Consider the following 26529-nt stretch of genomic DNA (forward strand, 5'->3'; position numbering starts at 1 on the left):
GAGGGGCGCGCCGTCGCCGGTGACCACGGTGGCGTCGGTGAACTGGTAGCGCTCGAAGCCGGCGACCCGGTCGCGGCCCTCCGGCCCGGTGATCAGCGTGTAGGCGCCGTCGCGGGTGACGGTGGCGTCGGCGAGCCGCGAGCCGAACACCAGGGTGTCTGTGCCGGCACGACCGTCGATCAGGTCGTCGATGGCGCTGCCGGTCAGCGTGTCGTTGCCGTCGGTGCCGCGAATCGAGCGGTCCTGGGTCATCAGCATCAGCTGGCCGCCCTCGACCAGCTCGCCGCCCAGGGTGTAGTGCGCCTGGGTGTCGAGCAGGAAGGCCTGCCGGCCCGGGCCGCCGAAGATCGTGCTGACGTCGACGATGCCGGAGGATTCCTCGTCCTGGTTGAACGGCGCGGTCGGCGGCGTGCCGAAGCGGGCCGGATCGTGCTGGGCGAGCTCGGTCAGGGACCCGTTGGCCGGATCGTACTGGAAGATCTTCGAGATGCGGGCGTTGTTGCCCGGATCCTCCTGCAGGATGACCTTCCCGTCGGCGGTCACCGTCATGTTGTCGAGCATCACCTGCCCTTCGGTCCCGCGCAGCACCTCCTTGACGGTGCCGCCGAGCTCGGGCCGGGTGACGTCGGTGAACTCGAGCGCCCAGAGCCGCGACGGGCTGGTGATGGCGTTCGTGGTGTTGAAGTAGAAGCGGTTGGGGTTGCTCGGATCCCAGGCGCCGTCCTCGGGCCGAAGGAAGGTGGTGACGCCCTCGGCGTCGCTCTCGGCCTGGAGCTGGGCGCCGGTCATCCGCGAGACGTCGCCGTTCGGGCCCATCTCCTGCAGGGAGAAGGCGGCGCCGGCCGCCGCGACCGAGGTCGCGTTGGTCTCGACCAGCACCGACGGCACCTTGATGCCGTAGAGCTTGCCGTTGGTCAGGCCGGCCTTGTCGATCTCGGAGCCGGTCGCCTGCTTGGTGCCGACGTAGACGTAGAGCTGGCCGGTCGCGGAATCGTCGGTGCCGATCGTCACCGTCTTCACGCCCGTGGCCGGGTTCGCCAGCGAGTTCTCCATCGAGAACTTGCCGAGGCGCGGCAGCTCGTAGATCCGGCCGGCCTCGGGGCCGTTCACCACCCAGGCGAGCGCCCGGCCCTCGGCCCCGGTCTCCTCGCCGTTCATGAAGATGCGGGCCTTCGTGCCGAGCCCGGTCGACGCGTCGTAGAAGGCCGAGACCGCCGGCAGGTCGGCCGAGCACAGCCGGGCGAGGGCCGTGGTGCCCTGGACGTAGGCGCCGGTGGCGGCGTCGAAGCCGTAATAGCTGGTGCCGAGGTCGCCCGCCGACAGAACCTTCAGGCTCGCCTTGTCGACGACCAGCCGGTCGACGAAGGCGCCGGCCGAGCCGTGCGCCCGCACGACGCCCGAGGTGGCGCCGATCTCGTGGTTGACCAGCACCGTGGCGGTGCCGTCCCCGTTGTCGAAGGCCCCGATGCCGTCCGGGATGCCGACGAAGCGCCAGGGCGTGCCGTCCGCCTTGACCGAGCCGGGCACGGTGTCGCCGACGCTCAGCAGCGACGTGAAGCTGACGTTGCCGGTGCTCGGCACCAGGTAGGGGGTCTGGGTCGTCGAGGGGCCGATGGCCATGGGGAGAGTCCTTGGAATGTTTCCAAGGCGGCACATAGACGTGGGCGGGCAACAGTTCGGTGACGCGGACGTCACCATACGTTCGACCGCTCGGCTTAATCCTGGCGCGTCGGCCGATAGGCCGGGCGGCGCCCGATCGCGCGGGGACCGGGCGCCGCTCCGGGTCCTCGATCTCCAGGCCTTTGATTATGCCGCATTTTCTTTCGACGAACCGGTACCCACTTCATCGGAAAGTGCTCTAGAACGGACGAAGAACGTTGGGCCGGCGGCTTCCGGTCGGGTCTCCGTGCCGGTATCGGGCACGGGACGACGGGAACGGGAGACGCGGGACATGGCGATGCGGACGACCTTCGTGGTGCAGACCTTCGAGGTGCATCGCAAGCGATTGCGCCCCGGCGCGCGCGACGTGGCGCCGACCGAGAGCGGGGCGCTCAAGCGCGCCGAGGCGATCGCCGGCCGGATGCCGGGGGCGGCCGCCCTGCGCATCGTTGCCGACGACGAGACCGGCGAGCTCGAGAGCGTCGAGATCCTGGGTCAGTTCGGGGAGATCCCGGAGGACTTCGCCGAGCAGCTGACCGGCGGCTGACCCGTCACACGAGGAGGACGACCATGGCCTTCAAGGCGAAATCGGCGGCGGAGACCAAGGCGGCGGAACTGGCCTCGGCGCTGGTGCGCATCGCGGACCGGGAGGGCGCGCCCCTCCAGATCGGCGTCGAGGCCCTGCGCCGGGCGAGCCCGCGCCTGACGCCGCTGGCGATCGGGCAGCTCTTCCGCCGCCACCGCGACGACCTCGAGGCGGCGCTGGCCGAGCGCGGCTACACGCTCGTCGACTATGCCGACCAGGGTCCCGGCCGCGGGATGGAGTTCGAGATCGGCGTCGACGGGTGAGAGTCGCCGGCGCCGAGCTTCGCCGTTCATGCGCCGCGCGCATGCCAGCCCCGGCGGCGATCCCGGATTGTGCAGTGCGAAAGAGCGTGCGAGACAAGAGGCACGCAAGGACGCGATGGCGTCGCGGACTTGCCAGCCCTCTTGGGCGTTTCCTCCCTAGACTTCGGGCCACTCGCAAGGGTGGCCTTTTTTCTTGGTGCAGCCGGCCCCTCGCGCGCAGCCGCCGATACCGCGGCCGCCCCGTTTGCGCGACACGGCGCCTCTCACGCCCCTCCCCTCGCTCAGGTCCTCGTCCCCTTCCGGCGGGCGCGCCCTAGATTCCGCCTCGGGAAGGAGGCGCCCGGGAGAGACGTCGTTCTCGCCCGCGCCGGATCGGCCGCCTTGAGGCCCCCGCCGCGGCCTCGCGCTCAGGAGACTGCCATGGCCCGCCGCACCGTTGCCGACCTCGTCGTCGAAACCCTCGAACATGCCGGCGTGGAGCGCGTCTACGGCGTCGTCGGCGACAGCCTGAACGGCCTCACCGAGTCGATCCGGGCCCGAGGCAGCCTCCGCTGGGTGCACGTGCGCCACGAGGAGGTGGCGGCCTTCGCGGCCTCCGGCGAGGCGCAGGGCACCGGCGGGCTCGCGGTCTGCGCCGGCTCCTGCGGCCCGGGTCACCTCCACCTCATCAACGGCCTCTACGACGCCCACCGCTCGCGCACTCCGGTGCTGGCGATCGCCGCCCACATCCCCTCGGCCGAGATCGGCACCAACTACTTCCAGGCCACCCACCCGGAAGCGCTCTTTCGGGAATGCAGCCATTACTGCGAGATGGTCTCGGACCCGGCGCAGCTGCCCTACGTGCTCGAGATCGCGATCCGCACGGCGGTGGCGAAAGGCGGCGTCTCGGTGGTGGTGATCCCCGGCGACGTCGCCCTCAAGGAAGCGCCCGAGCGGGCGCTCGCCGCCCCCGCCACGCTCGCGCCGCAGGCCCCGATCGTCCTGCCGCCGGCCTCCGAGCTCGATGCGCTCGCCGCCCTCCTCGACGGCGCGAAGAACGTGACGCTGTTCTGCGGCCGCGGCTGCGCCGGGGCGCGCGAGCAGGTGCTGCGCCTCGCCGAGACCCTGAAGGCGCCGGTGGTCCATGCGCTCGGCGGCAAGGAGCATGTCGAGCACGACAACCCCTACGACGTCGGGATGACCGGACTGATCGGGTTCTCCTCCGGCTACGCCGCGATGGAATCCTGCGACGCCCTGCTGCTGCTCGGCACCGATTTCCCCTACCGCCAGTTCTACCCGGAGAAGGCCAGGATCGCGCAGGTCGACATCCGGCCGGAGAATCTCGGCCGCCGCTGCCGGCTCGACCTCGGCCTCGTCGGCGATGTCGGGGTGACGATCGCCGGCCTGCTGACCCGGCTCACGCCGCGCGAGGATTCGCGCCACCTCGACAAGTGCCTCAAGCACTACGCCAAGGCGCGCGAGGGCCTCGACGAGATGGCCACCGGCACCCCCGGCCGCGCGCCGATCCACCCGCAATACCTGACCCGGCTGGTGAGCGAGGCCGCCGCCCCCGACGCGGTGTTCACGGCGGATGTCGGAACGCCGACCATCTGGGCGGCGCGCTACCTGAAGATGACCGAACGCCGACGCCTGATCGGCTCCTGGTCGCACGGCTCGATGGCGAACGCCATGGCGCACGCGATCGGCCTCAAGGCCGCCCTGCCCGGCCGCCAGGTGATCGCGCTCGCCGGCGACGGCGGCTTCACCATGCTGATGGGCGACCTCCTCACCCTGGTGCAGGAGAAGCTGCCGGTGAAGGTCGTGGTGTTCAACAACGGCACGCTCGGCTTCGTCGAGATGGAGATGAAGGCCGCCGGCTACCTCGATACCGGCGTCGCGCTCCGGAATCCCGACTTCTCGGCCATCGCCCGCGCCGCCGGCCTGCACGGCCGCCGGGTCGAGGATCCGGGCGAATTGGAGGGCGCCATCGCCGAGATGCTGGCCCATGACGGCCCGGCCCTCCTCGACGTGGTGACGAACCGCCAGGAACTCGCCATGCCGCCCAAGATCCAGGCCGAGCAGGTGAAGGGCTTCAGCCTCTACGTGATGCGCGCGGTGATGAACGGCCGCGGCGACGAGATCCTGGACCTCGCCAAGACCAACCTGTGGCGCTAGAGAGCCTCACGATCGCGTTGCAATCGCGAAGCTCTCTGGATTTTTGATTTTGCCGCATCGTCTTCGACGAGCCGGCATCCGCCTCGTCGAAAAATGCTCCAAGGCCGCCCGCCCTCGTCCACAGCCCGGTGCCGGGCGATGCACGCGGGCGTCGCGTCCGTTACTCGCGCGCTCTTCAGTAAATCGCAACATTTCCCCTCTCCCGCGTGGGAGTGGGGCACGGCGATCGACGATCGTCCATGACGATGATGCGTTTTCATGATGAGCGCGGACAGTAGTATCGGCAGCCCGACGCTCGCGTTCGACTCGAAAGCGCCCCTCTCATCCCGCCTCCTCTCCCGGACGGGAGAGGGGATCGCGCGCGTGTCATGAGCGAGCCTGATCGCGACCTCGCGAGGGCCGGCGCGCGCCCGACTCAAGCTAAGCCGTTCGGCCTAAACCTTTCGCGACCCTGCGTCGGCGGAACGCCGGTACCAGTGCATCCGGGCGCGAACCAGGCGTCTTGTCCATCGACGACATCCGATCACGAAACATAAATCGAATCGCCGTCTTCGCGGCGCAATCGTCAGGATATCTCTCGTCATAGATCAATACTCTCATTGTAATAGCTATAAAACATAGTTCTTGTTCGATCATGATAGTTTTGCCATTTGGTTTCCAGGCGCGGCCGTCGTCGCTTTCAATGCAGAGCCCTCGGCCGTCGCCAGTATTCCCGTTCGCCTCCCGGATTCCGTCATGCCCGTTCCGTCGCCGCGTCGCGTCCCGTCCCCTCGTCTCGCGGGGCGTCGATTGACCCGGTCGCTCCTGTCGGGCGTGGTTCTGTCGGCCGGGATCGGCGCGGCGCGGGCCCAGGATGCGGCGGAGTTGGCGCTCGACGCCATCACGGTCGAGGGCGCGGTGCGGCCCGTGACCGCCACCGCGGCCGGAACGCAGCCGGGCGGTGCCCGCGGGCCGGTGCCGGGCTACGTCGCCTCGCGCAGCGTGGTGGCGACCAAGACCGACACCCCGATCCTCGAGACCGCGCAATCGATCTCCGTCATCGGCCGCAAGCAGATCGAGGACCAGAACGCGCTCACCATCAACCAGGCCCTGCGCTACAGCCCGAGCGTCACCACCGAGCAGCGCGGCGGCGCCGGCGCCACCCGGCTCGAGCAGTTCTACATCCGCGGCTTCCAGGCGCCGCTCTTCCTCGACGGCCTGCGGCTGCCCGGCGGCCGCGATGCGGCGCCGTCGATCGACCCGTACCGGATCGAGCGCATCGACGTGGTCAAGGGCCCGGCCTCGGTGCTCTACGGCCAGTCGGGCCCCGGCGGCATCGTCAACTTCACGTCGAAGATGCCGCAATTCGTCCGCCACGGCGAAGTCTTCGTCCAGGGCGGCGGCTTCAGCGAGGTCCGCGGCGGGTTCGACGTCGGCGGGCCGATCGCCTCCGAGACGACGGTGCCGGGCACGGAGGAATTCGCCTTCCGGGTGACGGGGCTCGGCTGGAAGGGCGACGGCCCGGCGGTGACGACGACCGTCGAGCGCGCCTTCATCGCCCCGAGCCTGACCTGGCGCCCCTCCGCCGACACCTCGCTGACGGTGCTCGGCGCCTACGAGCGCGATCCGTTCTCGGGCTTCTACGGTAGTTTCCCGGCCTACGGGACTGTCTTCCCGCGCGACTTCGGCAACGGCATCGTCGGACGGCTGCCGGTGAACTTCTACGACGGCGACCGCAGCTTCGAGCAGTCGGACCGCACGCAGGGCTCGGTCACCTACATCCTCGACCACCGCTTCAGCGACGCGTTCCGGTTCCACTCCGCCGGCCGGATCCTGCGCACCGAGGGCGATTACCGCAGCGTCTACACCGCGTTCAGCTCCAACACGCCGCTGTTCCCGCCGACCTCCCTGACCACCGGGCCGCTGATCGGCCGCTCGCGGATCTCGACCCAGGTCGGCGTCGACGCCTACACCATCGACAACTACTTCGAGGCGAAGTTCGACACCGGGATCCTCGGCCACACCGCGCTCCTGGGCGTCGACCACCAGACCATCCGCACCCGCACCCTGTCGGGTCCGTTCCCGGCCACCGCGGCACTGAACGCGCTGGCGCCGAACTACGACCAGAACTTCGCGGTGCCGGCCTACACCACGGATGCCCGCATCAGCGCCGAGCAGACCGGCGTCTACCTGCAGGACCAGATCAAGCTCGACCGCCTGGTGCTGACGCTTGGCGGCCGCTACGACACCGCGCGCCAGTCCGGCCCGACCCGGACGCTCGCCACCGGCGCCGTCGCCACCCAGGACATTCCGGCCGACGCGCTGACCTACCGGGCAAGCCTGCTCTACCTCTTCGACAGCGGTATCGCGCCCTACGTCTCCTACAGCGAGGCGTTCGAGCCGATCGTCAACGGGCGCATCTTCGATCCGGCCTTCGGCACCGCCGGGCGGATCCCGGAACCGATCTCGAGCCGGCAATACGAGGCCGGCATCAAGTACCAGCCGCCCGGCACCGACATCCTGCTCACCGCCGCGGCCTTCGACATCAAGCGCTCGAATTCCCTGACGCCGGACCCGAACAACATCAACTTCAGCCTCCAGACCGGCGAGGTCGGCGTGCAGGGGGTCGAGTTCGAGGCCCGCGCCACCCTGGCGGAAGGCCTGAGCCTCGTCGGCGGCGTCTCGTTCCTCGACATCCGCAACACCCGCGACACCACCACGACCTTCAACCAGGTCACCGGCCAGCAGGTGCCGATCGTGGGCCTGCGCCCGGTCCAGGTGCCGGACCGGACCGCCTCGCTGTTCGTCGATTACCGGTTCCAGTCCGGCCCGCTCACGGGCCTCAGCCTCGGCGGCGGCCTGCGCTACCTCGGCGGCTCCTGGGGCGATCCGGCCAACACCTTCCGGGTCCCCGAGAACGTGCTCCTCGACGCGGTGGCGAGCTACGACCTGAAATACATCGATCCCAAGCTCTCGGGCTTCAACCTCCAGGTCAATGCCCAGAACCTCCTCGACCAGCGCACCGTGACCGGCTGCTTCTCCTACGCCTCCTGCTTCTACGGCCTGCCGCGCACGGTCTACGCGACCCTGCGCTACCGCTGGTAAGGGGAGCGATGAGCCGATCACTCACCCTCGCAGCACGGGCCGCGGTCGCGGCCCGCGTCGTCCTGGCGGTCGGGGGCGGCTACGGCATCGCGGCGCTCGCCACGATCCTGCTGTCGCTGACCCTTCCGCTCCCGCGGGCCGAGGCCGTGACGGCGGCGACGCTGGCGAGCTTCGCCGTCATGGTGGCGGTCGTCGTCGCCGCCTTCGCGGCCCGCTCGCTCGGGCGCGCCGCGGCGATCCTCGGCGGGGTCGCCCTCGCGCTCGCGCTCGCCCTCCGGCTCGTCGCCGGATCGTTCCCGTTCGGATTCGGCTCATGAAGCAGGGTTTCCGCCAGTCGATGGCCTGGCTGCACACCTGGTCCGGCCTCGTCGTCGGCTGGGTGCTGTTCGCGGTCTTCGTCACCGGCACCGCGACCTATTACCGGACCGAGATCACGCGCTGGATGCAGCCGGAGCTGCACCGCGAGGCGGCGATCGGACCCGAGGCCCTGGCCCGCTCCGCCGACCTCGCGGTGGCGCATCTCACGGCCCATGCGGGCGAGGCGCGGAGCTGGTTCGTCGGCCTGCCGACGCCGGAGCGGCCGCTCGTCGAGCTGTTCTGGCGCACGCGGCCCGGGACGCCGCCGGGCCACGTCCTCCTCGACCCGCGGACCGGGGCGCCGGCCGCGATGCGGGAAACGAGGGGCGGCGACCTTCTCTACCGCTTCCATTTCGAGCTGCATCTGCCGCCGCTCTGGGGCCGCTGGATCGTCGGGATCTGCGCGATGGTGATGCTGGTGGCGCTGGTGAGCGGCATCGTCACCCACCGGCGGATCTTCTCCGACTTCTTCACCCTGCGGCGGGACAAGGCGGCGCAGCGGGGCTGGCTCGACGCCCACAACGTCAGCGGCGTGCTGGCGCTGCCGTTCCACCTGATGATCACCTATACGGGCGTCGTCACCCTGGCGATCATGTACATGCCCTGGGGCGTCACCGCCGCATACAAGGGCGATCAGGCCGCCTACTTCGCCGAGACCGGCCAGATCACGCAGCCCCGCCCGGCCGCCGGGCAGCCCGGCACCCTCGCCCCGGTCGGGCCGATGGTGGTCCGGGCGCTCGCGACCATCCCCGAACCCCTGGAACGCCTCGTCGTCGCCAACCCGCGCGACGCGAACTCCACCGTCGTCGCGGTGTTCGAGGAGCCGCACGGCCTCTCGCACGAGCACCCGCAGGTCGCCTTCGCGGGCACGAGCGGCGAGGTCGTCGAGGTCCTGTCCGGCGGCCTGCGCCCCGCCGCCAAGACCTTCACCACGATGGTCGGCCTCCACGAGGCCCATTTCGCCGGGCCGGCCCTGCGAATCCTGTTCTTTCTCTGCGGCCTGATGGGCTGCGCCCTGGTGGGGAGCGGGCTCGTGCTGTGGACCGTGGCTCGATTGCCCAAGGCGGGCGCCGCGGCCGGGCTCGGCTGGCGCCTCGTCCACACGCTCAACCTCGGCACGATCGCGGGCCTGCCGGCGGGGATCGCGGCCTACCTGCTCGCGAACCGGCTCCTGCCCGCGGACCTCGCGGGGCGGTCGGCGCGCGAGGTCCAGGCCTTCTTCGCGGTCTGGCTCCTCGTCGCCGTCGCGGGTGCCTGGCCGGCGCCGCGGCGGGCCTGGCGCGGGGCGCTCGCCGCGGTCGCGGGCCTGTTCGTCGCCGCGGCGCTCGCCGACCTCGTCCTCGCCAGGGGCCTGTGGGACGATCCGGCCTGGTTCCTCGGCTTCGACGCCGCGCTGCTCGCCGTCGCCGCCGGCTTCGCGCTGATCTCGCACAAGGTCGACCGCTTCCGGGCGCCCGGGCGGGCACGCCGGCAGGCCGCCGTCCCCGCCGGCACGGCGGAGATGGAGCGGGCATGACCCTCCTCGTCGCCGGGGCCCTCGGCTTCCTCGGGCTCGCCGCCCTCTGCCTGAGCCTCGGCCGGCATCATCAGGCGCTGTGGCCCAACCCGCCGACGCGACGGCGCGCGATCGGCCTTCGCGTCGCGGGGTGGGCGCTGATCGCCCTCTCGCTCGGTGCCGCGCTCCACATCGACGGCGGGGTCTTCGGTCCGGTGCACTGGCTCGGGTCGCTCATCGGCGCGGACCTGCTCCTCGTCGTCACGCTGTCGTACCGGCCCCGGGCGCTGGTCTGGATGGCCGCGCTCGCGGTGGCGATCACGCTCGGGGCGGCGCTGGCCTGATGCGGGAAGGCCGGCCTCCGGGTTTCGCTGCGTGGCCTTGGAACGACCACGCCGAGACCGGAACTGCTAAGAATGTCGGATTGAATATCAGAAATTATTCCAATCAATACTATGCTTTAATTTTACCAAACGGTTTTTCTGCCTTCGAACTCATCCTGGGTATCAGAGCCAGTTTGATTGGCTTCTCGAGTCGATCTGGCGCAGAGATCGCCCCCTCACCTCGTCATCCTGGGGCCGCGAAGCGGAACCCGGGATCCATAACCGCTGACGGCGCAGGGTCAGGCGATCAGCGTTCCGTTTTTCCTGCTTCGTCAGCGGTTATGGATCCCGGGTTCCCGGCTACGCCGGGCCCCAGGATGACGATGGAGGGTCTTGGATCCACTCTCGCACTCAAACAGGCCCTGATGGACCGACACCTCAGGACGAGGTCGAGGGTGGGATCTCACGCCCCGCAGGCCCTACGCTGCGGATCGCCTGTCGGCGAGCGCAAGCCCCCCGCTCGCAACGGTCCGCTCGCTCACCCCCGGCGCGACGCCTCGCCGAGCCGGCGCAGGTCCGCCACCACCGCCGGATTGCCCGAATAGAGCAGGCCGCCGGTGAGCATGTCGTCGGAGCCGAGATACTCCGCGACCCCGCCCGCCTCGCGCACGAGCAGCAAGCCGGCATAGCAGTCCCAGGCGTTGAGGCCGGGATCGTAGTAGCCGGCGAGGCGCCCCGCGGCGACGTAGGCCAGCATCAGGGCGCCGGACCCGTTGCGAAAGAGTACGCCGCCCTCCTCGTAGAGGCCCCGCACGAAGGCGGCGGCTTCCGCCGCGGGGGTCTTCTGGGTGGCGCCGAAGCCGATATTGGCGGAGGCGAGGGAGGCCGACGGATCGACGCGCAGGGGCCGGCCGTTGAGGGTCGCGCCCGCGCCGGCCAGCGCCGCGTAGGTCTCGCGCATCACCGGCGCCTCGATCACGCCGGCCGCCAGGCCCTCGGGGCCGCGCACGCCGATCGACACGCACCAGTTCGGCTGGCCGTTGAGGAACGGGCTGGTGCCGTCGATCGGATCGACGACCCAGACGTAGCCCGACCGGCTCGGGACCGGATCGTGCTCCTCGCCGATCACGCCGTCCTCGGGAAAGGCCTCGGCGATGCGGGCGCGGATCAGCAGCTCGACCTCGCGGTCGGCCTGCGAGACGAGGTCCTGGGCGCCCGATTTCTGCTCGATCACCAGCCGGTCGCGGGCGTCGAAGAACCCGAGCGCGGTCTCGCCGGCGGCGCGGGCGATGGCGAGGGCGGCGTCGTAGCGGGCGCGGGCGGTCTCGGTGGTCATGGGGATTCCTTCGAACGGGATCGCGGCCGTCCTACACGGCCGCTCGTCTCAGTGATGCGACGGCAGTCCGGATGCGTCCGCGCCGGTGACGGCGGCGAGCGCCGCCGCGATGGCCGCGCAGGCCTCCGGCGAGGCCGGGCTCTGGGGCGGCACGGGATCGCCGACGGCGTAGCCCTGCATCCGGAGCGCCGCCTTGACGCAAGCCGCGAGGTTGTAGCGGGCAAACACCTCGTTGAAGGCCCAGACCCGCTTCTGCAGCGCGACCGCCTCCGGCCAGTTCCCCTCGCGGCACAGCCGGTAGAGCGCCAGGCATTCCCGCGGGATGACGCAGGCGGGACCGGCGAACCAGCCCTTGCCGCCGAGCATCATCACGCTCGCGGCGATGTGCGAGGAGGCGGCGAAGACGTCGAGGTCGTCGCCGACGCGGTTGAGGATCGAGAGGAGCCGCCCGGTATTGGTCGAGGCGTCCTTGATGCCGACGATGTTTGGGTGGCGGGACAGCCGCGCGATCGAGGCGACCGACAGGTCGGCGCGCTGGAAGTTCGGGTTGGTGTAGAGGATGATCGGCAGATCGGTGGCGTCGGCGACGCTCAGGAAGTAGCGCTCGACCTCCCCTTCCGTCAGCGGGAAGTAGGCGTCGAGGATCAGCACGATCCCGTCCGCGCCAGCCGCCCGGCAGGCCTTCGCCTGGGCCACCGCGCCGCGGATCGCCGTCGCGGCCACCCCCGGCAGGACCGGCACCCGGCCGCCCGCGGCCGCCACCACCGCCGCCACGGCCTCGCGCTTCTGCGCCTCGTCGAGATAGGCGAACTCGCCGGTCGAGCCGAGCGGCGTCAGGCCGTGGACGCCCGCCGCGATCAGGTCGTCGCAGAGCGCGGTCATCACCCCGGCCTCGATCCGCCCCTCGGCGTCGAGGGGCGTGACGAGGTAGGGGATGATGCCGTGGAACCGCGCCACCCTCAGCGCTCCGCGAAGAGGCGCACCAGGGAATGGGCGATCGCCATCGGAGGCGGGGTCATCAGGCCGTCCGGATGGGTGCGCTCCAGCATCCGCCGCACCTCGTCGCGGGTGAACCAGCGGGCGTCTTCCAGCTCGGTCCGGTCGAGCACCAGGGCATCGCCCTGCGCCTCGCCCTCGCAGCCGATCATCAGCGAGGACGGGAACGGCCAGGGCTGCGAGAGGTGGTAGCGCACCGCGCCGACGCGCACGCCCGCCTCCTCGAAGGTCTCGCGCCGCACGGCGTCCTCGATGGTCTCGCCGGGCTCGAGGAAGCCGGCGAGGCACGAATAGACGCCCGGCGCGAAGCGGGCCTGGCGGCCGAGGAGGCAGCGGTCGCCGTGCGTCACCAGCATGATCACCACGGGATCGGTGCGGGGGAAATGCTCGGTGCCGCAGGCGGCGCAGTCGCGCCGGAAGCCGCCGCAGGAGAGCGTGGTGGCGGTCCCGCAATTGGCGCAGAAGCCGTGGCGGGCGTGCCAGCCGAGCAGCGACTTCGCGGTCGCCATCACCCCCATCTCGGGGGCCGGCACCGCCCCCTCGACCGCGACCGCGCGGGCATCGAGCACCCGGTAGGCCGGATCGTCCGCGAAGAGCCCCGCCGCATCCGCCGGCAGCGCGCCCGCGAAAGCCGGCCGGCCGCCGACCCGGCCGAGAAACAGCTCGGGCGACGGCGCGCCGGCCCGGGCGGCATCCTCGGGCGCGAGCAGGCAGGTCGCCCCGCCCTCCGTCACCCGCAGCACCGGCACGTCGCCGCAGAACAGGAGCAGGCTCGCGTCCGGCGTGTCGGCGAGCGTCGGGGTCGGGCCGGTGCGCTCGGCCGAGTGGCGCTCGAGCAGGCTGTGGGCGTAGCCGAGGCGATCGAGGGAGGCGGTCACGGCGATTAAGACCTCATGCAGCGTCGTGCGAAAAGCCCGGCGCGGCCCCTCGCGGCGGTCCCAGCATGGGCAGTCAAATTGATGCGAAAGCAAGGCGGCGGCGAGCGTGGCACCCGGCCCCGGGCACGCCGCCATGCTTCCGGCGCAGGCGCCGCCCCCTTCAGGCGGCGACCGCCCCGCGCCGGTCCCGGACCATCGAGAGCAAGGCGCCGACGATCGTCGCCGCGGTCAGGCCGGCGATGGCGAGCAGGGTGATCGTGCGGTTCCACAGCCGGTCGAGGCCGAGATCGGTGGTGACGAGGTCGGGGCGGGCGGGGTCGGCCATCACCCCGACGCGGTAATCGCCGGCCTCGAGCCCGGAGAAGACGTAGTTGACCCGCCGGGTCACCGTGCCCTGGGGCGTGCGCAGCGCCAGGGTGGCGTCGCAGATATGGATGAACAGCTTGGCGCTGCACTTGCCGTCGCTGACCCGTGCCTCGGCGGCGGGCTTCGCGGTGGCCTGGACCTGCCAGTCCGAGATCACCGCCGGGGCGGTGTAGACGGCGCAGGCGACCAGGATGCCCCCGAGCGCCACGATGCCGAACAGGATCCAGAACGTGTTGAGCCAGCCCTGCCGCCGCGGCGGCAGCCGCAGGGCTTCGGGGGGCGTGGCGGTCTCCGGCGGTCGGGTCATGGGGCTCCTCATGGGGCTCCTCGGATGGATGGGATTCGGGCGGGCCGGGCTTCAGGCGGGCTGGGCTTCGACCGGCCGGGACGCTTCGGTCGGCAAGGTCCCGGCGGTGTCGGCCCGGGCCGGGGCGGGCCGGGACGCGGCGGCCTCGGCGAGGATCCGCCGCGCTTCGGCGGCGGTCCGGTAGGCGGCGATCAGGTCGGCGAAGCCCTGCGGGTTCATGCCCCGCGGCATCGGAACCGCCAGGGTGACGATGCGGCGCTTGGCGTCGAGCCGCACGCCGTGGCGGCCCGGGCGCCGACCGGGAAGCGATGCGCCCGGCGGCAGCAGCACGCGGGTGACCACGCCGGCATGGTTTGCCGTCATGTCGAGGTCGGCGATCTCGCCCCAGGCGATGGGCCGGTCGAGCCCGGGCGAGGACAGGCTCCCGGGGCTCAGGACCAGGGTGACGGGCGCGCCGCGCGACAGGACCAGCGCCCCGGCCCCGCCCATCAGGACCGCGAGGGCGAAGGCCGCGCCGGCCACGACGACGATCTGGCGGGGCGGGATGCCGGGCACGCCGAAGATCATGATCGCGAGGGCGATGGCGGCGAAGAGGCCGCCGGCCACGACCAGGACGAGGCCCCGGGGCCGGTGGTTGGCGCGCAAGACCCGTTCCCCGGTGCCGATCTCGGCGACGGCCGCCTCCAGGTCGGCGCGGACCGCCGCGTCGCGGGCCCGCACCGCACCGAGGAAGTCGGCGCTCGCCGCCCGGCACAGGCCGGCCGGGTCGGCGAAGTAGGCCGCGAGCTGGCCGAGGGCATGGGGCGGCGGCGCGATCCCGGCGGCGGCCAGCAGGTTGGGATCGACCGCCCGGCCCAGGGCGGCGAGGCGCTCGCTCGTCGGCGGGTGGGTGTCGGTCGGGTGGGCCTGCCCGGTTTGGAGGTGCGCGGCCGGATCGTCGAGGCCCCGCGCCACCGCGCGGTCGAGCACGGCGGCCACGAGGTCGGGAGGGGCCGCCTCCGGCGCCTCGGCCGCCGCCGCCAGGGTCTCGGCGACGCGCGGCGCTAAGGCGCCGCTGCGCAGGAGCGCCCGGGCGGAGGCGTCGGTCGAGGTCACGGCGGCCCCCGCCGCGTCGGCGGCGAACTCGCGCTTGCGGCTCCAGTGGCGCACGGCGAGGTGGAAGCGCTCCATCACGAACGCGCCGAGGCGCAGGGACGGCCCGAGGACGCCGAGAGCCCCGTCCCGGCGCGCCGCCACCGCCTCGAGCGAGCGCCCGACCCCGGCATAGATCGGCAGGAAGCGCTGGCTGTAGGCGGTGTCGCCGCCGGCGTAATGCGCGAGCTCGTGGGCGACGATCGCCGCGACCTCGTCGCCCCGCATCAGGGCGAGAAGGGGCAGCGGCACGTGGAGGATGCGCCCGGAGACCGGCCGCTCGCCGGGCTCCAGCACCGCCGGGCCCGCCGTGACGAAGAACCCGTCGGTCAGGCCGACGACCAGGGCCTCGGGCTTGAGCGCGCCCATCCGCTCGGCCAGCCCCTCGACCAGGCGCCAGAGCCCCGGCGCCTCGGCGGGGGAGATCGCGCGGCCGAGGATCGGCAGGGGATCGGGCTCGAACGCGTCGAGGGCGCGGCGCAGGCCGAGCACGGCGCCGCCCGCGGCGATGAGCGTCGCGCCGACCGCGACGGCGGCGACCGCCAGGAGCTTCATCCCGTCGCCGGTCAGCCCGCCCTGGACCAGCATTCCGGCCTCGAACGTGACGACGGCGACGAAGGCGGCGGTCGCCGACAGGATCTGGACCGCGAGGGCCGCCGGCAGGAGCCGGCGCATCAGCGCGAAGCCCCGCACCAGCGCGTCGCGCGAGCCGCGCCCGAGCCGGCCGAGGCCGGCGCCGGCGAGCAGCACGAGGAGCGAGAGCCCGGCCGCGACCGCGCCGCCGCCGATCGCCACCAGCGGCAGCAGGCGGCGCCACTCCATCACGGTGACCAGGGTGCCGGCGCCATCCCGGGCCTCGCGCGCCTTGGTCACCGCGAGGGGACCGCCGTAGAGCTGGCCGTGATGGCGGAACTGCAGGCGGAAATCGACGCGGCCGTCGCGGGGGGTGCGGGCCTCCAGGTCGGCGACGACCTCGGCGAGGCGCCGGTGCTCGGCGGCGAAGGCCGCGCGGTCGTCGAGGCCGCGCGGCCACTCCCACAGGCCGAGGAGCAGCAGGACGAGCGGCAGCAGGATGGTGGCCGCGACGAGGCCGGCCAGGGCGCGCGGACGCGACGGCGCGCGTGGAATCGTTGCCTCGGGAATGGTCGCCTCCTGACGCGCGGGAGATCAGAGGCCGACGCAACGCAAGGCACGTCGGACGATCGCAAGACGATCGGGCATCGTCCTTCGCGGCACATCGATCGAAGTGCCGGCTAAGCGGAGACAGATCGAACGCATTGCGCCCGACATCTCGACTGACGGCAGGATTTCTACCGGTATGGGCGAGAAGGTCAACCGGATGGGGTGGAGCCTGGGTCGCGGGGACGTTTCGGGGGCCGGTTCCCGGGCCTGCGCGTTCGCAGCCCGCCCGACCTTCCTGGGAGGCTTGTTCTGTTCCAGCCTCATTCCGAGGCGTCACCCGACAGAAGATCGGCCGACCTCGAACGAGAGCGTTCTCTGATCGGGGTTTGTGAGGCAAGCGTCTCCTGATCGATGTTTCCTGGTCCGAGTGTGTCGCTCCCGCGGGTCACGCGCTTCCCTTCGCGGTCGTGACGTGCCCCCCGTTTCCCACCACCGGCGGCGCCGCGTCCACCTCGCTCGCCCCCGCAGGACGACGCGGCCACACGTCCAGCGCGCTGCGCCCTCCCGCCGCCACGCTGCGCACCAGATGCGGGAACCGCCCCCGCACCCACGCTTCCTCCGCTTCTTCCAGAAGACGCCGCTTCCACACCCGACGCCCGAACGCGTCGTAGCCGTACGCCCACCGCTCCCCTTCCGGCGTCTCGCAGGCGACCAGGCGGTCCTGCGCGTCCCAGCCGTAGCGCCACGTCTTCGGCCGGAACCCGTCCCGCTCCACCCGACGCTCCACCACCCGGCGGCGCGCGTCGTAGGCCAGGTGGATCGTCTCCCTGTGCGGGCCGCGCGCCCGCTCCACCCGCCCGCCGCGAGCTGCCAGGCCTGCACCCGCGCGGTCGCATCGCCGAACCCGCACAGGTTCAGCGCCGGGTCGTAGGCGAACCGCTCCGCCTCGCCGTCGCCGAACCGCGTCTCGACGATCTGTCCGGCCACGTCGATGTCGTAGGCCGTCTCGCCCCAGCGCGCGTCCCGGATCACCCGCGGGGCGACGTCGCGCGACCACGCATAGGCCCGCTCCACCCCCGGCCCCGGCGGCATCCCCACGAGGCCCGGCTCGCGCCCGCCCCGCTGCCGCGTCAGCTGGCTCACCGCGTCCCAGGCCTGCGCCAGCCGGAACCCCGCCGCACTCTCGCGCAGCACCTCCCGGCCGGCGGCGTCGCGGGTGATGCGCAACGGCGCCCGCTTCCCGATCGCCAGCCCCGACAGCGCCCCGAGCGGGTCGTAGGCCGTCGCCACCAGCCGCTCGCCGATGCGCCGCCCGGTCCGGTTGCCGCAGCAATCTTAGGCGCTCTCGATCCGCCGGCCGTTCTGCGTCTCGGCGATCACCCGCCCGAGCGCGTCGCGCGCGAACGCCACCGCGGCGTCGGCGTTGATTGCCTGGGCCAGCCGACCGCAGGCGTCGTAGCGGTAGGTCGTCACCGCTGGCGCGGCCGCGCCCGGCGCGAAGGCCTCCTTGCGCACCAGCAGGCCTGTTCGGTCGTAGGCATAGGCGATCCGCGCCCCGTCGGCGTGGCGGGCCTCGACCACCCGGTCGGCCCGGTCGTAGGCGTGGCCAGTGGTCAGGCCGGAGAAGTCGGCCTCCGCGACCACCCGCCCGGCGGCGGCGCGCGCGAAGCTCCAGTGCCGGCCGAGCTGGTTCTCGACCCGCACCAGGCGTTCTTCCGCGTCGTAGGCGAAGCGCAGGTGCCCGCCCTTGGGATCCTCGATCGCCTCCAGCAGATCGAAGGGCCCGTAGCGGTAGAGGGTGCGCCGGCCCTCGCCGTCGGTCAGCGTCAGGGTGGCCCGGTGCGGTTCGGCCTCGCGTCGGACGGTGACGCCGTCGGGACGGGTGAGGGCGGTAGGGGTCCAGAAGGCGGCGCCCGGGCGCTCGTCGTAGCTGAAGCGGGTGACGTAGCCGAGGGGGTCGGTGCGGGCGGCGAGCCGGCCGAAGGCGCCGCGCGTGAACAGGGTGGTGCCGCTGCGATAGTCGACGAGGCGCACGAGGTTGTTCTGCGCATCGTAGTCGCGCCGCTCGATCAAGCCGTCGTGGCGCATGATCGCAACGGGCAGGCCGGCCTGGTTGGTGGTGTAGTCGGTGCGGGTGCCGAGCGGGTCGACCGCCGCGACGAGGTTGCCGCGCCCGTCATAGGTCCATTCCCAGGCCTGGCCGGCGGGGTCGATCAGGCGCTCGAGGCGGCCGTCCTCGTCGTGGTGATCCGCGGTGCGCCGGCCCTCCGGGTCGCGGGCGCGGGCGTCCGCGCCGTCCGCTGCGCAATGGTGGGATCGCGTCCAGCGGTGGGGCCATCAGCGGACTGTCGTGGCAGTTGGCACCGGTCGGAACGAGGCCGAGCAGCCTGCCGCGCGCGTCGGTGATGAGGTGGCGCTTGGTCCCCGCCTTGCCCCGATCCGTCGGGTTCGGGCCGTTGGCCGCCCCCCTTTTTTCGCCGGCACCGAGTCGATCTCACCCCGCCGCATGCAGGCGCTCGCGCAGCACCTGATGCAGGCGCCGCCACACGCCGGCCGCTTGCCAGTCGCGCAGCCGGCGCCAGAAGCTCATGCCGCAGCCGCACTTCATCGCGGCCGGCAGCATCTCCCAGGGGATGCCCGAGCACAGCACGAACAGGATGCCGGTCAGGGCGGCGCGATCGTCCAGCCGACGACGCCCACGCTTGGGCCGAGGCGGGTCTGGCGGCCGAAGCGGGGCGATCGCAGTCCAGAGATCGTCGGGAAGAAGCCGGCAAGCCATACCAGACAACGCCCAACCGACCCGATCGAGCCGTTCGGTTAGGCGCTCTTAATCCGCTCGCGCTCGCCCGTCGTCTGCCCGGGTCGCACACCTTGATCACGCTCGGACTGGCGCACCCAGTTCCTCAACGTCTCGCCCGAGCAGCCGATCTTGGCCGCAATCGACTGAATCGCCGACCATTGCGAGCCGTGCTCGCCCTCATGGTCGCGCACCATCCGCACGGCGCGCTCGCGCACCTCGGGGGAAAACGGAGCTGTTCGCTTCGTCATGGCTCCCACCTCTCAGAAGTCGGAGCCTCCGGGAAACCCGGGGCGGTTCACGGCTGGCGGCGGATGGGGTCCTGGGCAGGCGGCCGGGGTGCGGATCGATGCCCGCCTGCCGCCCTACGCCGAGTGTCGGACGATGCCGACTTGCATGCGGGGGGCCGTCGAGAAAAAAGGCGGACGCGGGTTATGTGCCCTCCCCCACCGGCGGGGGAGGGCTGAGTTCCGAGCGGGCTCGAGGGAGCCCGCGCAGCGAACCGGCAACCTTGCCCTCAGGCGATCCACCGCATCACCACGAGCACCGCCGTGACGGTGACGGCGCCGCCGATGCGGGTCGCGATCTGGGCGAAGGGCATCAGCTGCATGCGGTTGGCGGCGGTGAGGATGGCGACGTCGCCGGTGCCGCCCTGGCCCGAGTGGCACGCATTCACGATCGCGGCCTCGATCGGGTACATGCCGAGGCGCCGCCCGACGAAGGCACCGGTGACCATCAGGGTGAACACCGTCGCGATGATGGTGATCAGGTTCGGCACCGTGAAGGCCGACATCAGCTTGTCCCAGGGGGTGAGGGACACGCCGATGGCGAAGAGCAGCGGGTAGGTCATGCCGGTCTGCACGAACTTGTAGACCACGAAGCCGCCGGCCTGGAGGTGGGGCGAGACCGCGCTGGTGAGCTTGGCGAGCACCGCCAGGAACAGCATCGCGACGGGCGCCGGCAGGCCGATGACGTGGTGCAGCATCACGCCGAGCAGGTAGAGCGTCACCGCCGTCAGGCCCGCCGCCGCGATGGTGGAGACGTCCATGGCGCCGCCGCCCTTCTCGGCGGTCACCGCCTCGTCCTTGGGATCCATGTCGTCGTGCTCGCCCGGCTGCAGCCGGCCCTCGCCGGTCAGGTGCGGGTACTTCTTGCCGACGAAGTTCAGGATGCCCGAGAACACGATGGCCGTGAGGCTGCCGAGCATGACCGGAGGCAGCACCTGGGCGAACAGGTCGCCCTGCGACGCGCCGAGGATCGCCGCGTAGCCGATCGAGAGCGGGATCGCGCCCTCGCCGACGCCGCCGGCCATGATCGGCACGACGATGAAGAAGAAGGTGTGGTAGGCGCCGAGCCCGAGAGCCATCCCGACCAGGGTGCCGACGATGCCAGCCGCGATCGACCCGATGCCGAGCGGAACGAAGATCTTCAGGAAGCCCTTGATCAGCACGCCGCGGTCCATGCCGAGGATGCTGCCGACGATGATCGCCGCGATGTAGAGATAGAGGAAGTTCGTGAACTTGGTGAAGTCGATGATCGATTTTTCGATCTGCGGCGGGATCAGCTTGTAGTAGGCGAGCGCCGAGGGGATGAAGGTGGCGAAGATGGCGCCGGCGCCGATGTTGCGCAGGATCGGCAGCCGCTTGCCGATCTCGGCGCAGGTGAAGCCACCGAGCACCAGGACGGCGATCATCGTCGGCGAATCCGGCTTGATCTCGCGCTCGAGCGTCAGGATCGTCAGGAGCACGACCAGGATCAGGTAGACGGGGATCGGGATGATGCCGATCTTGATGTCCATCAGCCGCCACCAGCCGTGCGGCCAGAATTTTCCGGATGCCGGCACAGCCGCCGGCGCGGCGGCCTCGCCGGGCTTGGCAAGGGGTACGGTTCCAGATGCCATCGGTGTCCTCCCGAACGCTGTTCTTCCGAGCGATATGCTTCGAGTGATATTTTGGGGCCTATCCGGCCGTCTTTACGATTACCCCGTTCCGGTAGTAGGTAAACAACCAGGAACGGAAAGATAATGAACTGTTCACATTGCAGAGACCCTAAGTCAAGTTGGCCCTCTCGGGATACTATGTCACCGGCCCGACCAGGGGGACAGTGATGGACGGATGCGCCGCCGGGCCGCGAAGAGGCCGCGGGAGGCGGCCGTCCGCGTGTCCGTGTTGCGGCCGCGGTTGTGGACCTGCGCCGCGCAGCCGAGCATCCGGGCGGACAGGAATGACGGTGAACGCCGCGGTCTCGCGCGCCGAGCCGGAGAGGGTGCCGTCGCGGTTGGGCTGCCACGGCATCTTCGGAGAAGCGCCGCGATCACCGCATCGATGTTGACGTGATCGACGGTGCGCGACGGGCCGGAGTCGAACGGGGCCTGCCCCAGCGCCCGGTTGCTCCCGGCCGCCCTGGCGCATCGACCGGTCGGCCCGGCGGGTGTAGGCGACGACCTCGTTGATGTCCCATTCGAAGCCGAACCGCCGAAAGGGCAGGTCGAGCGCTTCCGCGATGTCTCGCAAAGCTCCCCATGCCGCCGGTGAAGATCGGCCCGCCACACCCGGCGACGATGGAGCGCCGCCCCTCCTCGCGCAAAGCCGTCTTCAGGTCGTGGGCGCGGCCGAGCAGGCCCGCCTTACCCTTGTTGCCGACGCCATCCTTGAACGCCGGCGTGACGAAAACCGAGCCGTGGCGGCCGATGAGACACCCGATCCCTTCGTCACCCGCGTCCGGTCCCGGAACCTCGGCCGCAGGGAAGCCTGCGAAACGCAGGAGCTTGGCGCCGTGCAGCATGCCCGTGACTTGCACCGTTTCCTCCGTGCTTGTTGGAGCGCATGGTAGAGGGCGAAACTGTCAGCAACCTGTCGCGGGGCGGGTGGGGGCGTTCGGGCGGGGAAAAAGGCCTGCGGAGTGGAGGATTCAGCGCGTCTTCCTGGACGGGACGGCGGGTGACGGCGCGCAGCCCTGGCGGCGCCTGCTCTCACCGCCCCTCGATCGCTCGTCGCCATTGCCGCAGCGTGCGGCTGCGCTTGATCTGATCGAGGGAGGTCAACAGCTCCGGCCCGACGGGGATCGGCCGCAGGGCAGTGGAGCCGGTGAGCGGATCGTCCGGGGCGCGGGCGTCCGCGCGGGCGGGCGTGACCGAGCGGGCGGCGAGCAGCGCTTGGCCTTCCCTGGACAGCAGGTAGTCGAGGAACAGCCGCGCCGCCGTCTTGTGCCGGGCCGCCTTCGGGATCAGGGCGATGCGCGAGGTGACGAGCGTGTAGTCGCTCGGCAGCACCACCCCGAGGGCCGGGTCGTGCTTTGCCCGCTCGCGGGCGTAGGACCCGAGCACGTCGTAGGCGAGGACCGCGTCGCCGGCCGACAGCCGGTCGAGCATCGTGGCGGTGGCGGTGAAGAGCTTCACCCCGATTTGCCCCATCGCCCGGACCGTATCCCAGGTCCGGGGCGTCACCTCGAGGTTCTGCGTCAGGACGAGAAAGCCGACGCCGCTGCGCTCCGGGTCGTAGGTCGCGACCTTGCCCTGCCAGTCCTCGGGATGCAGGGTCAGGCTCCGAAGGAAGTCTGCGTGGCTGCGGGGCACCCGTGCCTCAGGCAGCAATGTCCTGTTGTACGCGATCGCGATCGGCTCAGCGGTGATGCCGTAGGCCTCGTTGCGCCACACCGCCCAGGCAGGCCACCCCTCGGTCTCGCGCGACACGTGGCGCTCGGCATAGCCGTCATTCACGAGCTTGATCTGGAGGTCCATGGCCGAGCTCCAGAGGAGATCCGCCGTGCCCCCGCCCGACCCGGCCTCGGCCAAAAATTCGTCGTAGAGCCGCGACGAATTCATCTTCGTGTAGGCGACCGCGACCCCCGGGAAGCGTCTCCGGAAGCCCGCGAGCAGGGCCGAGGCCTCCGCCTCGTCGGTCGTCGCACGGATCACGACCACGCCTTCCCGCACCGCTTCCGCGCGATCCTGGGTTTGCGCGTCGATGGGCGGATCGATCTGAGCCAAAGTCGCTCGGCCCGAACTCACTTCGTCCAAAGTCGCCTGGGCCAAAGTCGCCTGGGTCCAGCCCGGGCCGAGGATGAGGGCGAGGCTCACCCAGGGGGCCGTCAGGGTTCTCACGCGCGCCAAATACCCTTCCTGCCCCGAGGCGTGCGGTTGCCCGCGGCGGTGGCCGCGGCGAAGATCGCAGGCTACAGGCTCGCGCGGCGAAGTTCTACGCACGCGCAGAGCGCGACGAGCCTGAGGGGGGACGGCGGGATGCGGGTGCTCGTCGTGGAGGACGACGCGGCTCTGGCCCGGGGCCTCGTCGCGGCGCTTCGGGCCGCCGGGCTCGCGGTCGATCACGAGACGGACGGCGAGGCGGCCGCCGTGATCGCCCTGTCGGAGCCCTACAGCCTGATCGTGCTCGATATCGGCCTGCCGGGCCTGTCCGGTTTCGAGGTGCTGCGGCGCATCCGGGCGGCGAGCGCCGTCCCGGTGCTGATCCTCACCGCCCGCGACGGCATGACCGACCGGGTGCACGGGCTCGATCTCGGGGCCGACGACTACCTCGCGAAGCCCTTCGCGCTCCCCGAGTTCGAGGCGCGGGTGCGGGCGCTCATCCGCCGCGGCCAGGGCCTGCGCAGCCCCGTCCTGCAATGCGGTGCGCTCGTTCTCGAACGATCGACGGGGACCGTTACCCTCGACGGCGAGACCCTGAGCCTGCGGCGCCGGGAACTCGCCGTGCTCGAGGTGCTGATGGCGAAGGCCGGGCAGGTGGTGCCGAAGGAGCGGCTCGCCGGCGAAGTGTTCGGCTTCGACGACGAGGTGGCGCCCAACGCCCTCGAGCTCTACGTCGCGCGCCTGCGCAAGAAGCTCCAGCCGAACGGGCCGGAGATCCGCACCATCCGCGGCCTCGGCTACCTCCTCCACGCCCGATGAGCCGCCGCCCGCCTTCCCTGAAGCGCGACCTGATGCTGCGGATGCTCCTGCCGGCCTCGGCGCTCGCGGGGGTGCTCGGCCTCGGCGGCGCCCTCGTCATCCGGAACGTGGTCGAGACCACGCATGACCGCCTCCTCGACGGCTCGGTGCTGGCCATCGCCGAGCGCCTGGCGCTCGACGAGGACTACGAGGTGACGGTGGACCTGCCGCGAGTGGCGCTCGGGATGCTGGAGACCCAGTCGCAGGACCGTGTCTATTACAGCGTCAGCTACCACGGCCGGCTGGTCACCGGCTACCGCGACCTGCCCCGGCCGGCCGGGGAGGTCGAGCCCGGCCCCACCCGGCATCGGGACGCGGTGATGCGGGGTGCGGCCGTGCGGATCGCCGCCCAGGCGCGGACGATCTACGGCAAGCCCGGCGCGGTGCTGGTGCAGGTCGCCGAGACCCGGGAGGCGCGCCGCAGCCTCGAGTGGCGGCTCCTCGGCGGGCTGCTCCTGCTCGAGGGCGTCCTCCTCGCCCTCGTCGGCGTCCTCACCTGGTACGGGATCGGCCGCGGCCTCGCCTCTCTCGACCGGCTGAGCGCCGAGATCGCCGGCCGCGCCGCTCCCGGCGCGGTCGGCCTGCAGCCCCTCGATGTCTCGCCGGTACCGGTGGAGGCGCGAGCCCCGGTCCTCGCCTTCAACACGCTCCTCGGCCGCCTCGACGAGGTGATGGGGGCAGTGCGCCGCTTCACCGGAGATGCCTCGCACCAGATGCGCACGCCGCTCGCCGTCCTGCGCATGCATGTCGACCTCGCTCGGCGCCACAGCGGCGCCGCGCCGCCGGAGGCCCGCGCTGCTCTCGACGACATCGAGGGCGCGGCGCGGCGCCTGGAGCACCTGCTGGCGCAACTCCTGGCGCTCGCGCGTGCCGACGAGGACCAGGATGCGATCGCCCTAACCGACCTGGACCTTGCCGCACTCGCCGCGACGGTGCTGGCCGACCACGTCCCGCGGGCGCTCAACGCCGGCATCGAGGTCGAGTATGTGCGGCCTGACGGGCCGGTGATGGTGACGGGTCACCCGACCGTGGTGTGCGAGATCCTGGGCAACGTCATCGACAACGCGGTCCGCTACGCAGGGCCCGGCGCCCACGTGATGGTGCGGGTGGCGGTGTCGGACGAAGGCGCCTTCGCCGAGATAGAGGATGACGGCCCGGGCATTCCGCTGGAGCATCGGGAGAGGGTGTTTTCCCGGTTCTACCGCATTGCCCGCAGCGACGAATCGCAGGGCAGCGGCCTCGGCCTCGCCGTCGTTCGCGCCTTCGCCGACCGGATCGGCGCAGCGGTCACGCTTCATGATGGTACGAGAGGTGGTCCGGGCTTGCGGGTGCGGATCATGTTTTCGCCAGCGCCGGGTTGATAATTCTGTCTTCATATAATCTGACGCTATGATATAAAACTTATTCCTTATTATATTGCCATTCTCTAGCAATCGCATAATTTTTTATTTTCTTTATATTTGTCTTTGATCATATCGCTGATTGATTATTATGGAAACAACGCTTGCTTGCCGATTTTGATGGACGCGATGCCGTGAGGTCCTGCGCTACCGCTTGCTCGGCAGGCCGCAACGGGGCGCGTCTCATGAGAAATCCGGGAGGAGCGTCCGGGCACCACCGCCGCCCCGGTAAAGCTCGGAGAACATTCAATTCTTCGATGAAATGAAGTGGCGTACAGCGTTGCCGAAAGCCGCCGGATCGTCCGTGCAAGGCAACGATGGAAAAAAGCTCGGCCTTGCGGCCGAGCTCCTTGTCGTTCGATTGCCGAAGCGCTCAGGCGCTGGCCTGGATCCAGCGGAAGAGGTCACCCTTGGGGGCCGCACCCACCTTCTGGCCGGCGAGCTCGCCGCCCTTGAAGATCATCAGGGTCGGGATCGACCGGATACCGTACTTGGCCGAGATCTCCGGGTTCTCGTCGACGTTGACCTTGGCGATCTTCACCCGGCCGTTCATCTCGCTGGAGATCTCCTCCAGCGCCGGGCCGATCGCCCGGCAGGGGCCGCACCACTCGGCCCAGAAATCCACCACCACGGGCTCGGCCGATTGCAGCACGTCCTGCTCGAAGCTCGCGTCGGTCACCTTCACGGTTGCCATCGCCAAAATCCTTCTCTGCGTCCTTGAAAGCCGGCCGACGCCGCGGACCGGCCCGCGTGGGGATGAACGTAAGAACGGGGCCGGGGCCGATCAAGCTTAACGGCTGCGCCATCCCCGGTCCGCTCGTGTGATGGCGCACTCCCGCTCACGCCAGCGTGTGGAGCGCAGCGGCGCACTCCTCCGCGGTGAGGCGGCGAACGACCGGCCCGGCGGTCCAGACCAGCAGCGGGATCACCGGCCGGTCGGGATAGATCGTCGCCAGGAGGCGCGCGTAGAGCGCGACCTGCGCCGCCTGGCCGCGCGGGGCGGGGGCGCCGTCCCGGGGCGGGCGACCGGTCTTGAAGTCGACGAGCCACACCGCCTCCCCGGTCACGGCGATCCGGTCGACCCGGCCGTGCACCGGACGCGCGACGCCCGCGACCGGAATGCTGCCGGCGAGCGTCACCTCGGCCCGCGCATCGGGCCCGAACAGCACCGCGAGGTCGGGATCGTCGAGGAGACGCAAGGCCTCCGTCGCGGTGGCCGCGCGCCGCCCGGCATCGAGGCCGGGCGCGCGGGCGGCGACGAAGGCCTCGGCGGCGGCCGCCCGGCGCTCGGGGGCGAGGCTCGGCAGGTGCTCCAGCAGGGCGTGGACGAGCA

Annotated in this window: 22 protein-coding genes and 2 pseudogenes; 10 read left to right on the plus strand and 14 right to left on the minus strand. The window is 71.3% G+C overall.

All coding sequences use genetic code 11. The features are described 5' to 3' along the window. A partial coding sequence (locus HPY23_RS01360) for a DUF839 domain-containing protein (protein WP_200649540.1) occupies window positions 1-1620 on the minus strand: 1620 nt, incomplete at its 3' end. 331 nt (window positions 1621-1951) lie between these two features. On the opposite strand from HPY23_RS01360, the gene HPY23_RS01365 reads away from it, so the two are divergent. From HPY23_RS01365 to HPY23_RS01395, 7 genes are all read left to right on the plus strand, one after another. Then, a complete protein-coding gene (locus HPY23_RS01365; RefSeq protein ID WP_060849884.1) occupies window positions 1952-2206 on the plus strand; it encodes a hypothetical protein in 255 nt (84 codons plus the stop codon). 23 nt (window positions 2207-2229) lie between these two features. Continuing rightward, entirely contained in the window at window positions 2230-2508 is a 279-nt protein-coding gene (locus tag HPY23_RS01370) for a hypothetical protein (protein WP_060849883.1), read from the plus strand. Between the two features lie 420 nt (window positions 2509-2928). Beyond that, window positions 2929-4662 carry a ubiquinone-dependent pyruvate dehydrogenase gene (gene poxB / locus HPY23_RS01375; protein ID WP_091889307.1) on the plus strand — a complete coding sequence of 578 codons (1734 nt, stop codon included), beginning with the start codon at window positions 2929-2931 and terminating at the stop codon, window positions 4660-4662. A 735-nt stretch (window positions 4663-5397) separates the two neighbouring features. Then, window positions 5398-7746, plus strand: coding sequence for a TonB-dependent siderophore receptor (locus HPY23_RS01380; RefSeq protein ID WP_091889305.1), 2349 nt, complete (start codon window positions 5398-5400; stop codon window positions 7744-7746). An 8-nt stretch (window positions 7747-7754) separates the two neighbouring features. Then, window positions 7755-8063: an iron transporter gene (locus HPY23_RS01385; RefSeq protein ID WP_091889303.1), complete on the plus strand. Its 309-nt coding sequence runs from the start codon at window positions 7755-7757 to the stop codon at window positions 8061-8063. Then, entirely contained in the window at window positions 8060-9619 is a 1560-nt protein-coding gene (locus HPY23_RS01390; RefSeq protein WP_091889301.1) for a PepSY-associated TM helix domain-containing protein, read from the plus strand. The genes HPY23_RS01385 and HPY23_RS01390 overlap by 4 nt, the downstream gene beginning before the upstream one ends. After that, on the plus strand, window positions 9616-9942 hold the full coding sequence (locus HPY23_RS01395; RefSeq protein WP_091889299.1) for a DUF3325 domain-containing protein: 327 nt from the start codon (window positions 9616-9618) through the stop codon (window positions 9940-9942). The genes HPY23_RS01390 and HPY23_RS01395 overlap by 4 nt, the downstream gene beginning before the upstream one ends. Window positions 9943-10459: 517 nt before the next feature. On the opposite strand, the gene HPY23_RS01400 is transcribed toward HPY23_RS01395, so the two are convergent. The 5 genes from HPY23_RS01400 to HPY23_RS01420 form a co-directional block, all read right to left on the minus strand. Continuing rightward, the gene (locus tag HPY23_RS01400) at window positions 10460-11257 is read right to left on the minus strand and encodes an inositol monophosphatase family protein (protein ID WP_091889297.1); all 798 of its coding nucleotides are present in this window, start codon (window positions 11255-11257) and stop codon (window positions 10460-10462) included. A 48-nt stretch (window positions 11258-11305) separates the two neighbouring features. Next, window positions 11306-12214: a dihydrodipicolinate synthase family protein gene (locus HPY23_RS01405; protein WP_091889295.1), complete on the minus strand. Its 909-nt coding sequence runs from the start codon at window positions 12212-12214 to the stop codon at window positions 11306-11308. Between the two features lie 2 nt (window positions 12215-12216). Continuing rightward, the gene (gene nudC / locus HPY23_RS01410; RefSeq protein WP_060849875.1) at window positions 12217-13131 is read right to left on the minus strand and encodes an NAD(+) diphosphatase; all 915 of its coding nucleotides are present in this window, start codon (window positions 13129-13131) and stop codon (window positions 12217-12219) included. 160 nt (window positions 13132-13291) lie between these two features. After that, window positions 13292-13804, minus strand: a complete 513-nt coding sequence (locus HPY23_RS01415) for a hypothetical protein (protein WP_091889293.1) — start codon at window positions 13802-13804, stop codon at window positions 13292-13294. 51 nt (window positions 13805-13855) lie between these two features. Then, window positions 13856-15808, minus strand: a complete 1953-nt coding sequence (locus HPY23_RS01420; RefSeq protein ID WP_244537654.1) for a M48 family metallopeptidase — start codon at window positions 15806-15808, stop codon at window positions 13856-13858. A gap of 30 nt (window positions 15809-15838) precedes the next feature. Between HPY23_RS01420 and HPY23_RS32750 the strand changes: the two genes are divergently transcribed. Continuing rightward, window positions 15839-16192 (plus strand): hypothetical protein, encoded by a 354-nt coding sequence (locus tag HPY23_RS32750; RefSeq protein WP_200646875.1) that lies wholly within the window; start codon window positions 15839-15841, stop codon window positions 16190-16192. A 310-nt stretch (window positions 16193-16502) separates the two neighbouring features. Here the strand turns inward: HPY23_RS32750 and HPY23_RS33815 are convergent, their stop codons facing one another. From HPY23_RS33815 to HPY23_RS01455, 6 genes and pseudogenes are all read right to left on the minus strand, one after another. Beyond that, a complete protein-coding gene (locus HPY23_RS33815) occupies window positions 16503-16910 on the minus strand; it encodes an RHS repeat domain-containing protein (protein WP_200602032.1) in 408 nt (135 codons plus the stop codon). A gap of 482 nt (window positions 16911-17392) precedes the next feature. Then, window positions 17393-18145 (minus strand): RHS repeat protein, encoded by a 753-nt coding sequence (locus HPY23_RS01430; protein WP_091889287.1) that lies wholly within the window; start codon window positions 18143-18145, stop codon window positions 17393-17395. 181 nt (window positions 18146-18326) lie between these two features. Next, window positions 18327-18836: pseudogene (locus HPY23_RS01440) on the minus strand (IS5 family transposase); the annotation flags it as partial. A gap of 44 nt (window positions 18837-18880) precedes the next feature. Continuing rightward, window positions 18881-19105 (minus strand): annotated as a pseudogene (locus HPY23_RS01445) (transposase); the annotation flags it as partial. 266 nt (window positions 19106-19371) lie between these two features. Next, window positions 19372-20754 carry a 2-hydroxycarboxylate transporter family protein gene (locus HPY23_RS01450; RefSeq protein WP_091889285.1) on the minus strand — a complete coding sequence of 461 codons (1383 nt, stop codon included), beginning with the start codon at window positions 20752-20754 and terminating at the stop codon, window positions 19372-19374. Between the two features lie 1071 nt (window positions 20755-21825). Then, entirely contained in the window at window positions 21826-22770 is a 945-nt protein-coding gene (locus tag HPY23_RS01455; protein ID WP_289052694.1) for an ABC transporter substrate-binding protein, read from the minus strand. A 324-nt stretch (window positions 22771-23094) separates the two neighbouring features. On the opposite strand from HPY23_RS01455, the gene HPY23_RS01460 reads away from it, so the two are divergent. Both HPY23_RS01460 and HPY23_RS01465 read left to right on the plus strand, forming a co-directional pair. Further along, entirely contained in the window at window positions 23095-23757 is a 663-nt protein-coding gene (locus HPY23_RS01460) for a response regulator (protein WP_091889283.1), read from the plus strand. Window positions 23758-23789: 32 nt separating this feature from the next. After that, window positions 23790-25157 (plus strand): sensor histidine kinase, encoded by a 1368-nt coding sequence (locus HPY23_RS01465; RefSeq protein ID WP_236012918.1) that lies wholly within the window; start codon window positions 23790-23792, stop codon window positions 25155-25157. Between the two features lie 412 nt (window positions 25158-25569). Here the strand turns inward: HPY23_RS01465 and trxA are convergent, their stop codons facing one another. Both trxA and HPY23_RS01475 read right to left on the minus strand, forming a co-directional pair. After that, entirely contained in the window at window positions 25570-25890 is a 321-nt protein-coding gene (gene trxA, locus HPY23_RS01470; protein ID WP_060849869.1) for a thioredoxin, read from the minus strand. A gap of 145 nt (window positions 25891-26035) precedes the next feature. After that, window positions 26036-26529: PD-(D/E)XK nuclease family protein (locus tag HPY23_RS01475; protein WP_200649541.1), on the minus strand; the 494-nt coding region annotated here is incomplete at its 5' end.

The sequence above is a fragment of the Methylobacterium ajmalii genome (assembly GCF_016613415.1).
GTDB lineage: Bacteria > Pseudomonadota > Alphaproteobacteria > Rhizobiales > Beijerinckiaceae > Methylobacterium > Methylobacterium ajmalii.

Excerpts from the sequence above, each read along its gene's own strand:
- HPY23_RS01370 (WP_060849883.1), top strand. The coding sequence starts at position 2,230 with ATGGCCTTCAAGGCGAAATCGGCGGCGGAGACCAAGGCGGCGGAACTG.
- HPY23_RS01450 (WP_091889285.1), bottom strand. The coding sequence starts at position 20,754 with ATGGCATCTGGAACCGTACCCCTTGCCAAGCCCGGCGAGGCCGCCGCG.
- HPY23_RS01430 (WP_091889287.1), bottom strand. The coding sequence starts at position 18,145 with ATGCGCCACGACGGCTTGATCGAGCGGCGCGACTACGATGCGCAGAAC.
- HPY23_RS01390 (WP_091889301.1), top strand. The coding sequence starts at position 8,060 with ATGAAGCAGGGTTTCCGCCAGTCGATGGCCTGGCTGCACACCTGGTCC.
- HPY23_RS01380 (WP_091889305.1), top strand. The coding sequence starts at position 5,398 with ATGCCCGTTCCGTCGCCGCGTCGCGTCCCGTCCCCTCGTCTCGCGGGG.
- trxA (WP_060849869.1), bottom strand. The coding sequence starts at position 25,890 with ATGGCAACCGTGAAGGTGACCGACGCGAGCTTCGAGCAGGACGTGCTG.
- HPY23_RS32750 (WP_200646875.1), top strand. The coding sequence starts at position 15,839 with ATGGCGGAACTGCAGGCGGAAATCGACGCGGCCGTCGCGGGGGGTGCG.
- HPY23_RS01400 (WP_091889297.1), bottom strand. The coding sequence starts at position 11,257 with ATGACCACCGAGACCGCCCGCGCCCGCTACGACGCCGCCCTCGCCATC.
- HPY23_RS01385 (WP_091889303.1), top strand. The coding sequence starts at position 7,755 with ATGAGCCGATCACTCACCCTCGCAGCACGGGCCGCGGTCGCGGCCCGC.
- poxB (WP_091889307.1), top strand. The coding sequence starts at position 2,929 with ATGGCCCGCCGCACCGTTGCCGACCTCGTCGTCGAAACCCTCGAACAT.
- HPY23_RS01465 (WP_236012918.1), top strand. The coding sequence starts at position 23,790 with ATGCTGCGGATGCTCCTGCCGGCCTCGGCGCTCGCGGGGGTGCTCGGC.
- HPY23_RS01365 (WP_060849884.1), top strand. The coding sequence starts at position 1,952 with ATGGCGATGCGGACGACCTTCGTGGTGCAGACCTTCGAGGTGCATCGC.
- HPY23_RS01395 (WP_091889299.1), top strand. The coding sequence starts at position 9,616 with ATGACCCTCCTCGTCGCCGGGGCCCTCGGCTTCCTCGGGCTCGCCGCC.
- HPY23_RS01415 (WP_091889293.1), bottom strand. The coding sequence starts at position 13,804 with ATGACCCGACCGCCGGAGACCGCCACGCCCCCCGAAGCCCTGCGGCTG.
- HPY23_RS01460 (WP_091889283.1), top strand. The coding sequence starts at position 23,095 with ATGCGGGTGCTCGTCGTGGAGGACGACGCGGCTCTGGCCCGGGGCCTC.